The sequence below is a fragment of the Ignavibacteria bacterium genome (assembly GCA_025612375.1).
In the GTDB taxonomy this organism is placed as follows: Bacteria; Bacteroidota; Ignavibacteria; order Ignavibacteriales; family SURF-24; genus JAAXKN01.
The window spans coordinates 95,556-113,483 of record JAAXKN010000005.1 but is presented as its reverse complement, the minus strand read 5'-3'; the positions used below and the strand labels follow the sequence as shown (position 1 = coordinate 113,483).

Here is a 17,928-nt window from a genome sequence, read left to right as displayed (position 1 = left end):
ATTGTTCCCGGTTCAAAAGATAAAGATCATCACCGGATCTAATTGATCCACATTTCCCGAATAAAAATGAATGCATTCGCCGGATTAAATTCACATGCGGCGGATAAATTAAATTCATATCCTCCGGATATAATTCATCCACATTCAAAAACATTTGATTGGGACGGATTTTTATGTGACGCCCCTGCCCGGGGCTTGGGGGATTTTTTAATTATGTTACTATGCCGGTATGGTCAATTCCATGCCGGTGATATTAATTAAATTTTCGTAATTTGGAACTAACATATTTCTTAGTTGGGTGATTTATGAAAAAAACTACTTTCGTACTTATTGCTATTCTTTTTCAGCTCATCTCTACAGTGGTATTCTCTCAGGACAGCCTTCACTATGTTACTTCATTCCATGGGACTTCATTTGCTGACGGCCTTTGGAAAAGTTCCGGTGTGGGGGACGTAAATGGCGACGGGCTGTCTGACTTTATCGTGCAATATGTAAAGCACACTGAACTTTACTACGGCTCTAAGAACCTGAAGGACTTGAAGCCTGCCCAAGTGTTCTATTGTGAAGACATCGCCCCGATTGGTGACGTAAATGGGGATGGATTTAGTGACATTATGACAAGAGAAAAAGATACGGTTAATCCCGGTTATCCAAATCTACCAAACATATTCAGGATATATTATGGAGGTAAAGATTCCGATACTATTCCTAAGTTCTCCTATAAATTCCCGAATTACTTCAAACATCCTTACACAATGGGCAGGAACATTGGTGACGTAAACGGCGATGGATACGGTGACTACATTATATGTTCGGTAGACGACTGGGATAATGGAACAGGACGGATTTTTGTATTCTTGGGAGGAAGGACCCTCTCTGCAACTCCCGCTCTTCAGATTGACCTTCCCGTTGATTCATTAAAGCATAGGGGCTATTTATTCGGGAAAGAGATTATTGGTGTAGGCGACGTAAACAACGACAAGTATCAGGATTTCCTTGTAAGCGGTTCATTTAGCACAGGATCTTCAGGAATGGCTTTTCTCTACTTTGGAGGCCACACACTCAGTGATAAGCCCGGTAAAATACTCACTGACCCCCTTGGAATATCCGGTTTCACCCGTGCAATCAGAAACGCAGGTGACTTGAATAAGGATGGGCGGAATGATTTTATTATTACTGATTTTGCATATAATCACGTTTATTTTAGCCCAGACAGTGTGGTATCCTTTTCACATACGGAAAATAATGATGATGTTGCCTCTGGTGGGGACATTAATGGTGACGGTTACTATGATTTTATAATTGGAAATGGAGAGTATATAAACAAGGCCGGCGTAATGGTTGGAAAGGCTTTCGGGTATTATGGCGGAAGTGTCATTGATACCATGGAATCCTTTAGCTTGGAAGGAACTAATAAGTGGTTCTATTATTCATATAATATGTCAATTGTTGGAGATATAAACGGGGATGGATGTGCCGAGGTGTTGATTCATGAACCCCTATGGCCTGATTATAACGACTATAAATGTTCCGGAAGAGCAATACTCTATTCATATAAAAAGCTCACAGATGCCGTAGAAGAAAAAAACTTCAGCCCTGAGGAATTCAGCCTTCTTCAGAACTATCCCAATCCGTTTAATCCATCTACTACAATAAGCTATAATATGCCTTATTCCGGCCATGTGGAGCTTAAAGTCTACGATATGCTGGGAAAAGAGGTAATGCATGTTTTCAGCGGTGAAAAGCCTGCGGGAATTCATAAAACAAATATCAATGCCGCCAGTCTTCCAAGCGGAATATACGTCTGCAGAATTCACGTCATTTCAGAAAACAATTCCTTTGAGAAATCAATCAAAATGACCCTCCTTAAATGAGAATGTTGATCATATTTTTTCTAAAGAACCGGGTATTACCATTAATCCCGGTCCTTTTACTCTTAAGCAGTCTGCTGCACTCCGAGGATAACAGCGTTACATTGAGAAAGATAAAAGAACACGAAAAAGAAATCCTGAGGGCTTCAAAGCTCTTTGACATTAGCCCCCTTTACCTCAAGGTCATCATTTACACGGAAAGGACTCTCAACTATAACTGGGAAGACGAGGCTTTGGATGAAATCATTGCACGCTCGGGACTTAACAGTTCCCTCGGGTTCTGCCAGGTGAAGATGAAGACGGCATACTGGATAGAGTTTCAGTTGAGTAATTCTCAGAATGAATTCTACCCGGGCGATAAGTACAAGGGGGTACTCAGTTTAAGTAAAAGTCCTGAAGAGATAATCAGTAAACTAAGTAATGATTCCATGAACATACTTTATGCAGCCGCTTACTTAAGAATATTTCAGAGCTGCTGGAAGAAATCAGGCTTCCCGATTGATATGGCCCCCGATATTTTAGGTACACTTTACTCTTCAGGACCCTATGATTCTGAAGGGAAGCTCAGAAAACCAAACCGGAATCCAAGACCCAACTACTTCGGAAGCAAAGTCATTGAGGCTTTGAAGAACTTGCAATAGCAAAAAAGGTATTCATGACTGAGCTGTAGTGTCTTGTTAAGGCCATGAAAAATGATAAATATTTATTATGTTATCTAAAGATTTTGTGAAATTCATTCTCCTGGCTCCAGCTTGCTCTTACTACAGTTCAAGTATTTTGTAAAGATCAAACTTGTTGAGGATGAAAATTTCAATCCTGCAACATTCCGTTTCCTTTCAGCCAAAACAGGCAAGGACATAACGGCGGAATTTATTGGTTAAATAAAGTTTTAGTACGGTTAAATTTCAGTCAAACAAGCCGAAGCTCAGCTTCGGCTTTCTTATTTATGCTCAATCAAAAAAATGTGATCATTTATAACAACGCACATTGTAAGTCCTTCGAAGAAGGACGTAACCTTAGTAGCCCAGGGTTACAAATCCCCTTTAGGGGATGCCGTAACCCTGGGGAAATGAATCCCCCACCCCATCCAAGCTCCGATCAGGAGCGACACATAAACCATGATCAAAACATGATCCGGCAAAACACAAACCCAGGATCGGGACATATAATTGTGCCCCGTTTCACACAGTTGCAATTACAGCCGGATTAAATTGTTTCATATCCAAAGCCACATAATCCCTTTCCAAACCGCATAAATAGGAGCAGCTATGACGCAAACATTTAGCCAGATCTACATCCATCTGGTATTTGCAGTCAAATTAAGAAATTTTAGGATAAGCCCTTCTTTTTCTGATCACCTGGAGAAATACATTACAGGGATCGTAAAGAATAAGGGCGCTAAGCTGATGGCCATAAAGGCAATGCCAGATCACATGCATATATTCATATCTATATATCCGGATACCTCTATTTCTGGACTGGTAAGGGACATAAAGGCATGCTCATCAGGATACATAAAGAAAACCTTTCATTATAGTCTCTTCTCCTGGCAGACGGGCTACGGGGCATTCTCATACTCCAAGAGCCAGTCTAAAGAGGTAATTAAATATATTCTCAGCCAGGAGGAATTCCACAGGCACAGGTCCTTCAGGGAAGAATACACAAAGATCCTCATGGACTTTGGTGTGGATTATGATGAAAAACGCCTCTTTACCTGGATTTCTGAGGATGAAATGTCATCTCTCATGAATCGTTATCACCAATGACCCATCATCTTCATGAGATGTGTCGCTCCTGACCGGAGCTTGGATGGGGTGGGGGATTCATTTCCCCAGGGTTACGGCATCCCCTAAAGGGGATTTGTAACCCTGGGCTACTAAGGTTACGTCCTTCTTCGAAGGACTTACAATTTTTCTTGGCAAAATCGAAATACATTGTATTTGCTCTCTTTGAACCCTTTATCAGGAAAAGGCTGAAATTCCATCCAAATTAATGAACCTGCAAATCGCTTCTTTACCCCATTACTGCTTTGTACTTTGTCGGTGAATTTCGTAACTTTGTGCCTTAGTAATTCGTTTATGGGTAATAAGTTATCAATTTGATTTGACTTACACCTGACATATGCATGATGATTATAAAATGAGGAGCTGCTAATGAAATTTTTCATAGATACCGCCAGTATTTCAGAAATTAAAGAGGCTGCGGCCCTGGGTATTCTTGACGGCGTTACTACTAACCCCTCCCTGGTTGCTAAGGAAGGCAAAAACTTCCGCCAACTCCTGGATGAAATCCTTAAGATCGTAGACGGCCCGGTAAGCGCCGAGGTCATTTCTACCGATTACGACGGAATTGTAAAAGAAGGCCGCGAGCTTTCACAGATACATAAAAATATCGTTGTTAAGGTCCCTTTAATTAAAGAAGGCCTTAAAGCCGTTAAAACCTTAAGCCAGGAAGGCATAAATACAAACGTTACACTCTGCTTTTCACCTTCACAGGCACTCCTGGCAGCAAAGGCCGGGGCAACTTACATCAGCCCCTTCGTAGGCCGCCTGGACGATATTAGCCACGACGGAATGGAACTCATTAGCCAGATAGTCCAGATCTACCGCAACTACGGCTTTAAGACCGAGGTTCTGGTTGCCTCCATACGCCACCCCCTGCACCTTGTTGATGCAGCGCTCATCGGCGCCGACGTTGCAACCATGCCCTTTAACGTAATAGACAAGTTATTTAAGCATCCCCTGACCGACTCCGGCCTGGAGAATTTCTTAAAAGATTGGAAAAAATTGAACCAATAATTGAAGGAAATATGAAAAAGACCACATTATTCCAGGTTCACGAAAATCTGGGCGCCAAACTAATCGACTTCGCAGGCTATATGATGCCTGTGCAGTACAGCTCCATTATCGCCGAACATAAGGCGGTAAGAAATTCGGTGGGTGTTTTTGACGTTTCTCACATGGGCGAAGTTTTTATTAAGGGCCAAAAGGCGCTGGATTTCGTGCAGTATATTACTGTTAACGACGCCTCAAAGCTTACACCGGGCAGGGTTCAGTATTCAGCTATGTGCTACGCCAATGGCGGCATCGTAGATGACCTCCTGGTCTACAAAGTTTCCGATGAGGAATTCATGCTCGTTGTAAACGCATCCAACAAGGATAAGGATTACAACTGGATGAAGGAAAACAACACCTTCGGCGTCGAAATCCTCGACGAAAGCGATGAATATTCTCTTCTTGCCGTCCAGGGCCCTAAATCGCTGGAAACAGTGCAGAAACTCTGCGACAAAAAGATCGATCTGGAGTACTACCACTTCTTCAAGGCTAAAGTTGCAGGCGTAGACATGATAGTCTCACGCACTGGCTACACAGGAGAACTGGGATATGAACTCTATTTCAAGGGCGATACTAAAGTTGCCGAAAACGTGTGGAATAAGCTTTTTGAAGCCGGTAAGGAATTTGACATTCAGCCCGTGGGCCTGGGTGCAAGAGATTCACTGCGCCTTGAAATGGGCTTCTGCCTCTACGGGCACGACATAGACCAGACTACAAACCCTCTTGAAGCAGGACTTGGCTGGATTACAAAACTTAACAAGCCCAGTGACTTTATTGCAAAGGACGTTCTCTTAAAAGTTAAAGCTGAAGGACTTAAAAGAAAGCTCGTTGCAATGGTTTCAGATGAAAAAGCTTTCCCGCGCCAGGGCTATGAGCTTACAGTTGACGGAAAGAAAGTCGGCTGCGTAACAAGCGGAACCGTAAGCCCTGTGCTGGAAAAGCCTATTGCCATGGGTTATGTTGACGCGGAATACGTAAAGGAAGATGCCCAGGTTAATTTCCTCATCAGGGGAAAAGAGATCCCGGCACAGCTCGTAAAACTTCCTTTTGTAAAAAAATAAAATTAATTTGTATTTTGTGGCATGCGCCTCTGAGGCGTATGCCCGGTTATCTTTAGCGGTGATGCCTGTCTATAATCAGTGAATATTTCCGAAATTAACGCTAAGATTTGATTACAAAGTACCGGAATTGAACATTAAACTTAAAGACTATGAAACTAAACGTACATTTTTCACCCTCACAAACCGACGAGCTTTACTTTTCAGGTAAAACTTCAGTTGTTATTGATGTCCTTAGAGCCACTACAACAATTGTTACTGCTCTTTTTAACGGAGCAAGAGAAGTTATTCCCGTAAATTCAATTGAGTTTGCGATGAAAGTCTCAGGGAATGCTTTCGGAGGACAGACGCTTCTGGGCGGTGAGCGGAACACAAAAAAGATCGAAGGTTTTCAGCTCGGAAATTCTCCTTTTGAATACACGCACGAGGTTGTAGCCGGTAAATCTATAATTCTTTTTACTACAAACGGTTCGAAAGCTATTGTCAGGGCAAAGTTTTCGGAAAATCTCTATATCTGTTCCTTTCAGAACATACAAAGCATTGCTCAGCACCTTTTTGAGCTCGGTAAGGATGTTGAAATCGTCTGCTCAGGGCGCAATGGGAGTTTCTGCATTGATGACACCATATGTGCCGGGAAGCTGGTAACGGAAATTCAGAAACTCAAAGAAGACGTGGAACTTACGGATTCCTCCAGGGCCAGCGTGGTCTTAAGCAAATCCTATGGAAAAAGCATTCATAAAATACTTGCCGAATGCGAACACGGGAAGTTGCTCATTGAAAACGGGTTTGAACAGGATATTGCATTCTGCGCCAAGGCAGGCGGTATGGAAGTCATACCTTATTTTACGGGCGGAATGGTAAAAATCCTGAATAAGCCCCGTACTAACGAATTTCAGGGCTAATTGAGTATTTAGAATAATGGCAGTAAAGAAAAAGACCGGCAGCTCACCTGCAAAGGGAGAAAACTATTTTAAAATCTCCATGGAAAAAAAACAGAAGATACTCGGTATTTTTCTTGTGGTTTTTTCCCTGCTTATACTGCTGAGTATTATTTCTTATTCGGCCGCGGACGAGGCTTTCCTTACAAACAGCCTCTCAGATGTCTCGGCAGAAAGAAGCCAGTCTACACACAACCTGGTGGGGCTTGCCGGGGCTTATGTAGCCTCGTTTCTCGTTAACTCAATTTTCGGCTTTAGTTCCGTCGTTTTCCCCGTGATCCTTTTTATCTGGGGCTATTCAATTGCCGTAAGCAGAAACTACCGCCTGGCCTTAAATCTCTCAAATTTCCTTCTGGCCTCGGGGGCACTCATTTCCTCGTTTTTCGGCGTACTGCGCTTTAAGCTTAACCTTTTCCGCGACGTCAATGAGCTCTCGGGCAACGCCGGTGGATTCCTCGGTATCTCTTTAGGCAAAATGCTTGGAGGCCTGGGAAGCCTTATACTTATCTCCACCTTAATGCTCGTTACACTTATAATTGCCTTTGACGTAAAACTGGGCCCCATCCTTCAGTTCTTCAGGAGCCTTTTTGAGCATTCAGAGGCGATGCTTGAAAAAGCAAAGGAAAACCTGCAGGAGAAAAAGGAATCGAAGACTGCCGGGAACCTGGAGAAAATTAAAAACCTCAAGGCGGAAAAGCCTAAGAAACAGAAGCCTCAGAAGCTGGACATTGAGGACGTTTCTGAAGATCCTATGCTGGCCGCAGGAGAAGAGGAAGAAGAAACCACAATTAAAATTGTCCGTTCAAATGAGCCCGAGCTGGAAGCCGTGGAAGACCATGTGCCCCAGGTGCTCTTAGACGGGGAAGTTCCTGTAAAGGAAACGGGGAAAAAGGAAGAAAAAAAGAAATTTACCGACATTCCTGAAGACGTAATTGACAAGGATGAGGAAGCAAAGCTTCCGAACCAGTGGGAAGAAACAATTCCATATAAAAAGCCATCCCTGGCGCTTCTGGATCAGGCTCCTGAAGAAAGCTACAAGGTGGCTGAAGAAGAACTGAAAAGAAATGCCGAGCTCCTGAAAGAAAAACTGGCCCTTTTCGACATAAAAATTGAAGACATAACCGTTACCCCGGGACCTGTTGTTACTTTGTATGAGATTGTCCCTTCGCCGGGAGTTAAGATCAGCCGTATTGTAAGCCTTGAAAACGACATAGCCCTTGCACTTGCAGCACGCGGAATTAGAATTATTGCCCCTATTCCGGGCAAAAGCGCAATAGGCGTTGAAATACCGAATGCCGAGGCGGCACTAGTAAATGCCCGCTCCGCAATAGCAAAGATAAACGATGTTAAGGCTGAACTTCCGCTTGCACTTGGAAAAACCATTGCCGGCGAGGTCTATATTACTGATCTTGCCAAGATGCCGCACATGCTTATTGCAGGCTCCACCGGATCGGGCAAAAGCGTCGGTATAAACATGATAATTACAAGCCTTCTGTACGCAAAAGATCCCTCGGATGTAAAGTTTGTAATTGTGGACCCGAAGAAAATTGAGCTTTCCTTCTACGGGAAATTAAATAAGCATTTTCTTGCCGTTTCTCCCGACCTGGAAGAAGAGATAATAACAAGTCCGCAGAACGCCCTGCTTGCCCTGAAATCTGTTGAATATGAGATGGAAAAGCGCTATAATAAGCTTGCTAAGGCGGGTGTAAGGAACATTGTGGACTATAACCTGAAGGTATCAGATCCAAAGCGCAAGCCCAAGGATACCGAGGACATGCAGCACTACAAGCTTCCCTATATAGTAGTGATTATTGATGAGCTTGCAGATCTTATGATTACGGCGGGCAAAGAGGTTGAAGAGCCTATTGCGCGCCTGGCACAGCTGGCAAGAGCCGTAGGCATTCATCTGGTGCTTGCAACACAGAGGCCTTCGGTTAACGTTATTACGGGTGTTATTAAGGCTAACTTCTCGGCCCGCGTGGCCTACCAGGTAGCCACAAAAATAGATTCACGTACAATTCTGGACATGAACGGCGCCGAGCAGCTCTTAGGACGCGGCGATATGCTCTTCCTGCCGAGCGGAACCCCGAAGCCGATCAGAATCCAGAATGCTTTTATCTCCACCGACGAAGTGGAGAAAATTACAAATTACATTTATTCGCAGGAAGGGTTCTCAAAACGCTACTTCCTTCCTTCTTTATACGAGAAGAAAAAAGAAGCGCAGGGGGAATTTCTTGCCGATAAAGACCCGATGTTCGAAGATGCCGCCCGTGTAATTGTAAGGCATCAGCAGGGCTCGGTTTCTCTTCTTCAGAGAAGGCTTAAACTAGGATACTCCCGTGCGGCCAGAATTGTAGACCAGCTTGAAGAAGCAGGCATTGTTGGAGGCGCAGACGGAAGCAAGGTAAGGGCGGTCTTAATTGAAGATGAAGAACAGCTTGAAACAATATTAAGAGCTTTATAAAACAATAATATATTAAAGCAGAAATTTCAGAGTCAGAAAAATGTTTAAGAAAACTTCAGCAGTTTTAATTTTTTCACTGATCCCTTTTATGCTCTTTGCACAAAGTAATCAGGTATTGAAAAACCTGCAGAACAAGTATAAATCGATCAGCACACTTACGGCCGACTTTGTACAGACAGGCGCGCTTTCAAAGGACAGGCAGCTTTCCTCGGCAAAGGGCAGGCTATACTTCCAGAAAGACAATAAGTACAGGATAGAATTCCGCGGCCTTGAATTTGTATCCGACGGCAGTACCGTCTGGAGCTACAATAAAAAGAACAAGAAAGTAATAATTAATGACGTCAACAGCAGCGACGCTTCGTCATTTTCACTCAGGCAGCTTCTTTTCGACTACCCTGCAAACAGCAGTGTGGAGTCACTTCCCTCAGAAATGGTAAGCGGCACAAGGTGCGAAGTTATCCGCCTTAATTCCAAAGGGGGAAGAGGAAACTTCAAATCTGTCAGGATCTGGGCAGACAACAGCAGCATGGTAAGGAAAGCCGAGGTTACGGACAAGTCGGGAGCAGTATATGCTTTTGAGCTTTCCAACATCAAGGTAAACCCGCAGCTTAATTCCGGCATGTTCACCTTTGAAACACCTAAAGGAAGTGAAGTTATTGACCTCAGATAAGACTACACCGGTCAAGGGGAATAAAGCTAAGGCAAGAAGGTTTGCCGGCATAATATTCTCCTTCATACTGACGGGGATTTTTCTTTATATAGCCTTCTATGGTGTCCGCTTCCGTGATGTCATGGGAATTATAGGCAAAACCCAGTGGCACTGGGTTCTTGTACTTATAGTATCTCTTTTGTTTTCCCACTTTTTGCGTGCCGTGCGCTGGAAGGTTATCTTGAGATCCGTTAAACCCGGGGCCTCGGTAGTAAATCTTTTTGGCTCACTCATGGTGGGCTACGGCGTAAACTGCGTTATACCCCGCCTGGGCGAAGTCTCGCGTGCAGTGCTTTTAGGGCGCTGGGAGGAGCTTTCCGGGACCTCGATGTTCGGGACGGTGGTTGTTGAAAGGGTAATTGACGTGGTGGCATTTATTGCGGCCTTGCTGATAAGCGTGTTTATTTATCACGGCAACCTTTATGAAAGCTTCCCATGGCTTAAATCAAGTCTTTACCTGGCTTCAGTTTTTATGGCGGGGGTAATTATATTCCTGTTCCTGGTTATAAAGTTCAAGGAAAAATTTTACAGCATAATACTTAAGCTGGTAAGCCGCATTTCACTGAAAACAGCCCACAAGCTGGCTAATATTTTCAGCATGCTCATTGAAGGCTTTGCGAGCCTCAAGGGCTTTGATAACATCATTTATACGGTTCTTCTTACGGCATCAATTATACTGGCCTATTCACTCAACGCTTATCTGGGGTTTTTGTGCCTCGGGATGCAGAACATGAAGGACGTAGGCTTTACCACGGCCTGGGTGCTTATGGCAATCAGCTCGCTTGGCGTTGTAATACCTACTCCCGGCGGTACAGGTTCATATCACGTTATTACGCAGACGGCCCTTGTGATCTTATTCGGATTTACGAGCGAGATGGGGCTTGCCTATGCGGTCTTAAACCACGCCGTTTCCACGATTGTTTTTATTGTTGCGGCACTCTTCTTTTTCTTCTTTCTTAATTACAGGTATTCAAAGAAAAGCGGTAAAAAGGAAAAACTGGTAGATTTTATCGAAACTAACATGGACAGCTTATGAAAAGGATAATATTTTTTGTTCTTCTGCTGTTTTCAGTCAGGGCAAATGCCCAGAGTCAGCTTTTCGAAATCAACGCCGGAATGGGCATAGACATGAGCGCAACGCCCTCGCTTAATGATTATATTAATGCGAGTTTTGCCACAAGTGAGGATCAGCGTTCTTCCGTAAACACAAACGTGGAATTCTACGGCGAAGTGGGGCGCCAGATCTCAGAGCACTTCCAGATGGGAGTTGAGTACGCGCTTGCCGTGTCTTCCTACAATACGGTAAACTTCAAGGCGGGTAAATACGACATTTCCTACACCATTCATATGCCTTCACTAATGGCATATTATGTCATTAACGGGAATGGCTACAAGTTTAAGTTCGGCGGCGGCGCGGGCTACAGGCTGGCATCGGTGGATGAGACTCTTTCCTACTATTCTTCTGCCGTGAACTACACATCTTCAGGCATAGGACTCCTCCTTAAGGCCGACGGAAGCACGTCGCTTGGCGGCAACCTTTATGCAAACATCCAGGGGCTAATAAGAATGGATTTTATAGGCACGCCTAAAAGCGGCAATACAAGGCTGGCCTACAATAACATAGCTAATGAAGATGTAAATATGAACTCAATTTCAGCCGGAATAAGACTCGGCCTTACATACATGTTCTAAAAATGGAGTAATAGTGAACGTATTTGAAGCAATAATTCTGGGTATTATACAGGGATTATCCGAATTCCTTCCTATAAGCAGCACGGCACACCTCATACTTGCAGGCAAACTGATGGCCGGGCAGATGATTGAACAGTTTCCCGAGCGCTGGACCGCCTTTATGGCAGTCATTCAGCTTGGAACGCTCCTGGCTGTACTGGTTTATTTCAGGAATGATATCATTCATATCATCTCTGAATTTTTAAGGGATAACCTGACGCAAAGGAAGAAGTTTACCGAACAGAGCCTGAACTCGCGCCTGGGATGGTTCATTATAATAGGCACAATTCCGGTTGTAATTATAGGCCTTGCCTTCAAGCACCAGATTGAAGGGACTTTTACAAAGAACCTGATGGTTATATCTTTCAGCCTAATAATCCTGGGCATACTGCTTGCAATTGCAGAAAAGGTAAGCACCTTCAGAAAGGACATTAAAGAAATTACATGGCTCGATTCATTGCTGGCCGGCTGCGCTCAGTGCCTGGCACTGATACCCGGTTCATCACGCTCGGGCACAACAATTACAGCCGGGCTTTTCCTCGGCTTTACGCGCGAGACTGCGGCAAGGTTTTCTTTCCTTCTTTCTATTCCGGCCGTTCTGGCCTCAGGACTCCTGGAATTCAAGGAATCGCTCCCGTACCTGGATAAAGGTGCAGCCTTAAACCTCGTCCTTGCTACTGTTGCCGCATTCATATCGGGTTATCTGGCAATAGATTTTCTGCTTAAGTTTTTAAGAAAAAATTCTACTTTTATTTTTGTGTTCTATAGAATAATATTAGGAGTTACAATTTTAGGCTTAATTGGTTTTAGTATTATTAAACCCTGAAAAAGGAGAATTCAGAATGTACAGATATTTGGTCTCAATTCTTTTTATGGCACTGCTTCTTGGATGCCAGAAATCGGATTCATCTGGCAAGAAAGCAGAAAATGAAGCTCAGGTTCAGGATTCATCAAAAAAGAGCTTCGATATAGACATGGCGGCAATCGGCAAGCTCATGAGCAAAAGCCAGGACTCGATTACGGTTGCAACCGTTAAGACGAAATTTGGCGACATAGAAATAGAACTCTATACAAAAGAGGCTCCAAAGACCGCGGCTAACTTTATAGGCCTCAGCCTTGCCGGCTACTACAACGGTGTCATATTCCACCGCATTGCAAAGGGCTACGTGCTTCAGGGAGGCGACCCGACAGGTACAGGTGCCGGAGGATCGAGCATTTACGGGGCAACTTTTGAAGACGAGCTGAACCCGGAAACACTGAGCTACAAGGAAGGCTACGTCAGAGGCGTTGTGGCTATGGCTAACCGCGGCCCGAATACTAATTCCTCGCAGTTTTTCATCATTTTAGACGACGCTCCGCAGCTTCCTAAAAATTATACCATTTTCGGCAGGGTCATTAAAGGGATGAACGTTGTGGATAAAATTGCATCTGAGAAAATAAAGCCCCAAATGGGCCCCAACGACGGAAGACCTATAAATCCGGTTGCAATGGACAAGGTTACAGTAGAAAAAAGATTTAAGAAAGTAAACAGTATATTTGAAACCCGCTGATAAATGGCAAAATCGAAAGTTCCCGTACCGTCTATATATACAATAGGAAAGTTCCTTAAGAAGGATACTTTCCTTCCCGTTTACTTCTTCTATGGCGAAGACAGCTACAGCATTGAAAACGCTGCAAGAGCCGTTGAAGTGGCCTTGCAGCCTTATCTTTCCAGCGACTTTGACAAGGAAGTAATAAGCGGAAGGGAAAGAACCGCAATGGAGGTAATTGATGCAGCCTCCGCCTTCCCGTTCGGAAGTGAAAAAAAACTGATGATTGTAAAGGACTTTGATGAGTTAAAGGGGGATAAAAAAAAGCTGAAGGCTTTTGTAGAAAATCCTCCCTCCTTTACGACAGTAGTTTTTACAAAGCTGGGCAATATTACAAACGTAGAGGCCGAGCCTTATTTTACATTTCTTAAGAAAGGATACCTTTTCGAGGCCAACGAGCTCAAAGGGAATGAACTGGCTTCCTGGATTGTCAAATACGCAGCCAAAAAAAGCAAGGTTATCTCTCCGGAAAACGCGGCGCTTCTTATCGATACCATAGGGGAGAACAGGAGCCTCATTGAAATGCAGCTCCAGAAGATCTTTGCTTACCTTGGCGAGGGAAGGGAAATTACGCGTGAAGTGATTTTTAATATCTCTTCGGCCTTAAAAGAGTTTACAATTTTCGACCTTCAGAATGCACTGGGTGCAGGCAATAAAACAAAGGCTCTGGAAACAGCATATAACCTCCTGGACAAGGGGAAAGAAGTTCTTTTTATTATCTCCATGCTGAACAGGTACTTTACGGCAGTTGCACAGGTGCCTGAACTTACAAGGAGCAATGTACCCGATAACGAGGCTGCAAGAATTATTGGAACCCATCCCTTTTATTACAAGGACTACAAAAAGGCAGCCATGTATTACAGGGACCAGAGGCTCTTAAGAATTGCACGTGCCCTTTTTAAGGCTGATCTGACGGTAAAAACCTCTTCAGCCGACCCCAAAACCGTCATTACGATCCTTCTGGCGGAGATTTTTCAGTGATTTTGCCTGAAAACCGGTAATTTTACTGTAATGGGAACTAAAACCTCCGCTGTAATATTTTGATTTATAAATTCATTTGCTTAAAATTCTTACACTGTCTGAAACATTTTTTTAATTATTAGAGTATAAATATCAATTGGCAACCAATTTATCTGAACTAACGGACGAAGAGCTGATAGGTGAATTCCAGGCCAACAATAATGTTGAGGCCTATGAGCTCCTGGTTAAGCGATATAAAGATCCGTTAACTAACTTCGTCTACAGATTTGTAGGGGACCGCGACGTCTCTACAGATGTGGTGCAGGATACGATGATACGCTTCTACCTGCACAAGGATTCATATAAGTCGTTTGCCAGGTTTTCAACATGGATCTATACAATTGCCACTAATCTGGCCAAAAATGAGCTGAAAAGAAGGAAAAGAAAGAACCTCTTTTCAATTCACAGCGGCGAGGATGATGAAACTATCGATATTATGGATAAGTCAGCCACGCCCGATGTTCTGGCAGACAGTGAAATTAAAAACAGGATAATTCAGAAGGCGCTTTCAAAGGTTAAGGAAGTTTACCGTGAAGTCGTGATTATGAGGGATGTTCAGGACCTCTCATATGAGGAAATTGCTGAGATTACGGGATTGTCAATCGGAACGGTAAAATCGCGCATTAACCGTGGAAGGGCACAGCTGCAGAAATTATTAAAGCCAATTTATAAAGAGTAATGCCTATGACTAAAAGATACGATATTGAAGACGAAAACTTTAAGGGTGTAATCAAATCGCTTAAGGAACTGCCGCATGTTTCAGCTCCCCCGGATTTCGAGATGAATCTGAGGAGGAAGCTCAACAGCCTCGGCGCCCCGCATGAGGAGCGCAAAAAGCCGTTCTTTACGTTTAATTTGAGGAATGTCCTTATTCCCGCGGGTGCTTTAGCTGCAACTGTTGTTCTTGCTTTTCTAATCATTGGGCGCCCTGGGCCGGAGGCGGAAAACCCATTCATGTCCACCCCTTCGGTGCGCACTCAGGCACAGAATGAATCCCTTAAAAATGATGGAAAGCAGAACCTGCTCATCAGCCCGGGCGAGATTTCTTCAACCGATGTGGTTGTGAAAAAAACAGCCCCGAAGGCTAAAGAAGAAAAAGTAAATGCGCCGCAGAAGGATCAGGATCAGATGGCGGCCAACGACAGGCTCCTCAGAAGGCTGAGGGATCTGAATATGCAGGAGGATAACGGAGGCGATATAGACAGGAGCCTGCGCGAAAAACCCTCTCCCTATGGATCGGGCCAGTATGGAAACGGCACCAATACGGTAAATTTCGACGGTTTTAACATTTACCAGGGAGACGGGAGCATGGACCAGCTGCGTGCCCGTATGGACTCAATCCGCAGGATAATGAGGAGTAGAAGATAAGGTCCAACGTCCAAGGTCCGACGTCCGACGGTCAAAATGAAAATTAATTCACCCAATAGCCTCAAAGGCGGTTTATATGACTGCTTTTGGGGCTTTTTATTTTTTCCGGCTCATTTTTTAATTTTTAATTTTTTATTTTTTAATTCCGATTATTCTTATTATTGGAGTAATTAAATCCGGGTTCCCCCAATTTGCGCTTTATACGAAATAAGAGAGTTAACAATGAAAAAAAGCTATTACATCATAGGACTTATATTCCTGACATTCTTTGTCATTTCACTTCTTACAAATATTTTAGGTCCCATTATTCCCGATATAATTAAAAGTTTTAATTTAAGCCTTACGCTTGCTGCCTTATTCCCGTTCTCATTTTTTATTGCATACGGCGTAATGTCAATCCCTTCGGGTATGCTGGTGGATAAATACAAGGAAAAGCCTGTTATGGCAATAGCCTTTCTGGTAGCCTTTGCCGGTGCTTTCCTGTTTGCAGTTATTCCTTCTTACACCGTAGCAATTGTATCTCTGTTTTTAATAGGGGCCGGAATGGCAATGCTCCAGGTTGCAATAAATCCGCTATTAAGGGTTGCCGGAGGGGAAGAGCACTTTGCATTTAATTCGGTTTTTGCGCAGCTCATCTTCGGCCTGGCATCATTCTTAAGCCCATACATTTATTCCTACCTCGTACGGAATATCCATCAGCCGGTTGCGGAGAAAGGCTTTATAATTACGTCGTTTGAAAAAGTAGTGCCCGTGGAGCTCCCATGGATATCGCTATACTGGGTTTTTGCATTTGTTGCCGCAATAATGGTAGTGCTGATGGCTGCATCGAGGTTCCCTGAAGTTAAAAGAAAAGAAGATGAAATTGCAGGCGCCTGGGAGACTCACAAGAACCTCTTTAAGGAGAAGACCGTAATTTTATATTTCATCGGAATTTTTGCCTATGTAGGTACAGAGCAGGGTGTGGCAAACTGGATTTCACAGTTCCTTTACACCTATCACGGCCTCGACCCGCAGACCTCAGGCGCCTCTACGGTTGCATGGTTCTGGGGCATGCTGACGGCAGGATGCCTTTTAGGTATGCTCTTCCTTAAATTCTTTGACAGCAGGAAGGTTCTCTTAGGGTTTGTAATATCGGCTATCTTCTGGCTCTCGGTTGCATTTTGGGGAACCAGCACCATGGCGCTCATAGCATTTCCGATGGTAGGTTTTTCAGCCTCTGTAATGTGGTCAATTGTATTTTCACTGGCTTTGAATTCAATCGACCGCCATCACGGATCGTTTTCAGGGATCCTCTGCACAGCAATTATAGGCGGGGCTATTGTGCCTCTTGTTATAGGATGGCTGGGTGACAAGTTCGGCCTCAGGTTCGGAATGTTCTTCCTTTATCTTACACTAGGCTACCTGTTCAGCATAGGCATCTGGGCCAAGCCGATCATTACTAATGAAACTATCAGCATGAAGAAAAAGAAAGCCGAAAGCCTCCAGGAGAACAACTGATGAAGCTACTTGGTATAGATCTGGGCGGTACAAACGTAAGGGTAGGGCTTATTGACGAAAAGAGCCTGAAGAAAGTTGTCTCTTCGCCAATCAGTAAAAATTCAGAAGAAAGTGTGGTCCTGAATGAGATCTGTGCTCTTATAGACCAGCTGATGGATAAGGACATTTCAGGAATAGGTGTGGGTGTTCCAAGCGTGGTTGACACTGAAAAAGGGATTGTATACGATGTGCAGAATATCCCCTCGTGGAAGGAAGTTCCGTTAAAGGAAATCCTGGAGAAAAAGTACGGTGTGCCGGTTTACATAAATAACGACGCCAACTGCTTTGCCGCTGGTGAAAAGTACTTCGGAAAAATGAAAAACTGCCGTAACGGCGTGGGCATCATAATGGGTACAGGGCTTGGCGCCGGCATATTTACTGACGGAAGGCTTTATTCCGGCACAAACTGCGGAGCCGGCGAATTCGGAATGATTCCCTACAAAGAAAGCATATATGAAGCTTACTGCAGCGGCCAGTTTTTCAAAAACGAGTTTAATACTACGGGCGAGGAAGCCTATAAAAGGGCTGTAGGCGGAGACGAAGAGGCGCTTAAAATGTTCTGCCGGTTAGGTGAGCATCTTGGTAACGCCATAAAAGTAGTCCTTTACGCTTATGACCCGGAAATAATCATTCTTGGAGGTTCAGTCAGCCGTGCATTCAGCCTTTTTAAGGAAAGCATGTGGAAAGAAGTTAGGACGTTTGCATACCAGAACTCACTTAAGAAGCTTGTAATTGAGCCCTCTGAGCTGGATCAGGTGGCGCTGCTTGGTGCTGCGGCCTTGTATTATGATGCCGTAAGCAGGTAAATTT

General features: G+C 44.0%; 17 protein-coding genes. All 17 read left to right on the top strand.

Translation table 11 applies throughout. The features are described 5' to 3' along the window. Positions 1 to 305: 305 nt before the first annotated feature. Positions 306 to 1,874: a T9SS type A sorting domain-containing protein gene (locus HF312_05535; protein MCU7519659.1), complete on the top strand. Its 1,569-nt coding sequence runs from the start codon at positions 306 to 308 to the stop codon at positions 1,872 to 1,874. A 101-nt stretch (positions 1,875 to 1,975) separates the two neighbouring features. Then, positions 1,976 to 2,512 carry a hypothetical protein gene (locus tag HF312_05530; protein ID MCU7519658.1) on the top strand — a complete coding sequence of 179 codons (537 nt, stop codon included), beginning with the start codon at positions 1,976 to 1,978 and terminating at the stop codon, positions 2,510 to 2,512. Between the two features lie 627 nt (positions 2,513 to 3,139). After that, the gene (gene tnpA, locus HF312_05525) at positions 3,140 to 3,637 is read left to right on the top strand and encodes an IS200/IS605 family transposase (GenBank protein MCU7519657.1); all 498 of its coding nucleotides are present in this window, start codon (positions 3,140 to 3,142) and stop codon (positions 3,635 to 3,637) included. A gap of 387 nt (positions 3,638 to 4,024) precedes the next feature. Beyond that, positions 4,025 to 4,669, top strand: coding sequence for a fructose-6-phosphate aldolase (gene fsa, locus HF312_05520; protein ID MCU7519656.1), 645 nt, complete (start codon positions 4,025 to 4,027; stop codon positions 4,667 to 4,669). Positions 4,670 to 4,680: 11 nt separating this feature from the next. Then, positions 4,681 to 5,766 (top strand): glycine cleavage system aminomethyltransferase GcvT, encoded by a 1,086-nt coding sequence (gene gcvT, locus HF312_05515; protein ID MCU7519655.1) that lies wholly within the window; start codon positions 4,681 to 4,683, stop codon positions 5,764 to 5,766. 149 nt (positions 5,767 to 5,915) lie between these two features. Next, positions 5,916 to 6,665 (top strand): 2-phosphosulfolactate phosphatase, encoded by a 750-nt coding sequence (locus tag HF312_05510; protein MCU7519654.1) that lies wholly within the window; start codon positions 5,916 to 5,918, stop codon positions 6,663 to 6,665. A gap of 16 nt (positions 6,666 to 6,681) precedes the next feature. Beyond that, entirely contained in the window at positions 6,682 to 9,165 is a 2,484-nt protein-coding gene (locus tag HF312_05505) for a DUF87 domain-containing protein (GenBank protein MCU7519653.1), read from the top strand. A gap of 40 nt (positions 9,166 to 9,205) precedes the next feature. Beyond that, the gene (locus HF312_05500) at positions 9,206 to 9,835 is read left to right on the top strand and encodes an outer membrane lipoprotein carrier protein LolA (protein MCU7519652.1); all 630 of its coding nucleotides are present in this window, start codon (positions 9,206 to 9,208) and stop codon (positions 9,833 to 9,835) included. Beyond that, positions 9,822 to 10,910: a flippase-like domain-containing protein gene (locus tag HF312_05495; GenBank protein ID MCU7519651.1), complete on the top strand. Its 1,089-nt coding sequence runs from the start codon at positions 9,822 to 9,824 to the stop codon at positions 10,908 to 10,910. Before HF312_05500 ends, HF312_05495 begins: the two co-directional genes overlap by 14 nt. Further along, a complete protein-coding gene (locus tag HF312_05490; GenBank protein ID MCU7519650.1) occupies positions 10,907 to 11,566 on the top strand; it encodes a hypothetical protein in 660 nt (219 codons plus the stop codon). Before HF312_05495 ends, HF312_05490 begins: the two co-directional genes overlap by 4 nt. A 13-nt stretch (positions 11,567 to 11,579) precedes the next feature. After that, the gene (gene uppP, locus HF312_05485) at positions 11,580 to 12,431 is read left to right on the top strand and encodes an undecaprenyl-diphosphatase UppP (protein ID MCU7519649.1); all 852 of its coding nucleotides are present in this window, start codon (positions 11,580 to 11,582) and stop codon (positions 12,429 to 12,431) included. A gap of 148 nt (positions 12,432 to 12,579) precedes the next feature. Further along, positions 12,580 to 13,155: a peptidylprolyl isomerase gene (locus tag HF312_05480; GenBank protein ID MCU7519648.1), complete on the top strand. Its 576-nt coding sequence runs from the start codon at positions 12,580 to 12,582 to the stop codon at positions 13,153 to 13,155. Positions 13,156 to 13,158: 3 nt separating this feature from the next. Beyond that, positions 13,159 to 14,175, top strand: a complete 1,017-nt coding sequence (gene holA / locus HF312_05475; protein ID MCU7519647.1) for a DNA polymerase III subunit delta — start codon at positions 13,159 to 13,161, stop codon at positions 14,173 to 14,175. Between the two features lie 136 nt (positions 14,176 to 14,311). Next, positions 14,312 to 14,893, top strand: a complete 582-nt coding sequence (locus tag HF312_05470; GenBank protein ID MCU7519646.1) for a sigma-70 family RNA polymerase sigma factor — start codon at positions 14,312 to 14,314, stop codon at positions 14,891 to 14,893. Between the two features lie 5 nt (positions 14,894 to 14,898). After that, a complete protein-coding gene (locus tag HF312_05465) occupies positions 14,899 to 15,582 on the top strand; it encodes a hypothetical protein (GenBank protein ID MCU7519645.1) in 684 nt (227 codons plus the stop codon). A 222-nt stretch (positions 15,583 to 15,804) separates the two neighbouring features. Continuing rightward, the gene (locus tag HF312_05460; protein ID MCU7519644.1) at positions 15,805 to 17,079 is read left to right on the top strand and encodes a sugar MFS transporter; all 1,275 of its coding nucleotides are present in this window, start codon (positions 15,805 to 15,807) and stop codon (positions 17,077 to 17,079) included. Next, complete coding sequence (locus HF312_05455; protein ID MCU7519643.1) at positions 17,079 to 17,924, top strand: ROK family protein; 846 nt, start codon at positions 17,079 to 17,081, stop codon at positions 17,922 to 17,924. Before HF312_05460 ends, HF312_05455 begins: the two co-directional genes overlap by 1 nt. The last annotated feature ends 4 nt before the right edge of the window (positions 17,925 to 17,928 follow it).

What these genes read in the sequence shown, in the direction of transcription:
- HF312_05455 (MCU7519643.1), top strand. Translation starts at nt 17,079, where the DNA reads ATGAAGCTACTTGGTATAGATCTGGGCGGTACAAACGTAAGGGTAGGG.
- HF312_05480 (MCU7519648.1), top strand. Translation starts at nt 12,580, where the DNA reads ATGGCGGCAATCGGCAAGCTCATGAGCAAAAGCCAGGACTCGATTACG.
- holA (MCU7519647.1), top strand. Translation starts at nt 13,159, where the DNA reads ATGGCAAAATCGAAAGTTCCCGTACCGTCTATATATACAATAGGAAAG.
- HF312_05465 (MCU7519645.1), top strand. Translation starts at nt 14,899, where the DNA reads ATGACTAAAAGATACGATATTGAAGACGAAAACTTTAAGGGTGTAATC.
- HF312_05505 (MCU7519653.1), top strand. Translation starts at nt 6,682, where the DNA reads ATGGCAGTAAAGAAAAAGACCGGCAGCTCACCTGCAAAGGGAGAAAAC.
- HF312_05510 (MCU7519654.1), top strand. Translation starts at nt 5,916, where the DNA reads ATGAAACTAAACGTACATTTTTCACCCTCACAAACCGACGAGCTTTAC.
- HF312_05460 (MCU7519644.1), top strand. Translation starts at nt 15,805, where the DNA reads ATGAAAAAAAGCTATTACATCATAGGACTTATATTCCTGACATTCTTT.
- HF312_05535 (MCU7519659.1), top strand. Translation starts at nt 306, where the DNA reads ATGAAAAAAACTACTTTCGTACTTATTGCTATTCTTTTTCAGCTCATC.
- fsa (MCU7519656.1), top strand. Translation starts at nt 4,025, where the DNA reads ATGAAATTTTTCATAGATACCGCCAGTATTTCAGAAATTAAAGAGGCT.
- HF312_05500 (MCU7519652.1), top strand. Translation starts at nt 9,206, where the DNA reads ATGTTTAAGAAAACTTCAGCAGTTTTAATTTTTTCACTGATCCCTTTT.
- tnpA (MCU7519657.1), top strand. Translation starts at nt 3,140, where the DNA reads ATGACGCAAACATTTAGCCAGATCTACATCCATCTGGTATTTGCAGTC.
- HF312_05490 (MCU7519650.1), top strand. Translation starts at nt 10,907, where the DNA reads ATGAAAAGGATAATATTTTTTGTTCTTCTGCTGTTTTCAGTCAGGGCA.
- gcvT (MCU7519655.1), top strand. Translation starts at nt 4,681, where the DNA reads ATGAAAAAGACCACATTATTCCAGGTTCACGAAAATCTGGGCGCCAAA.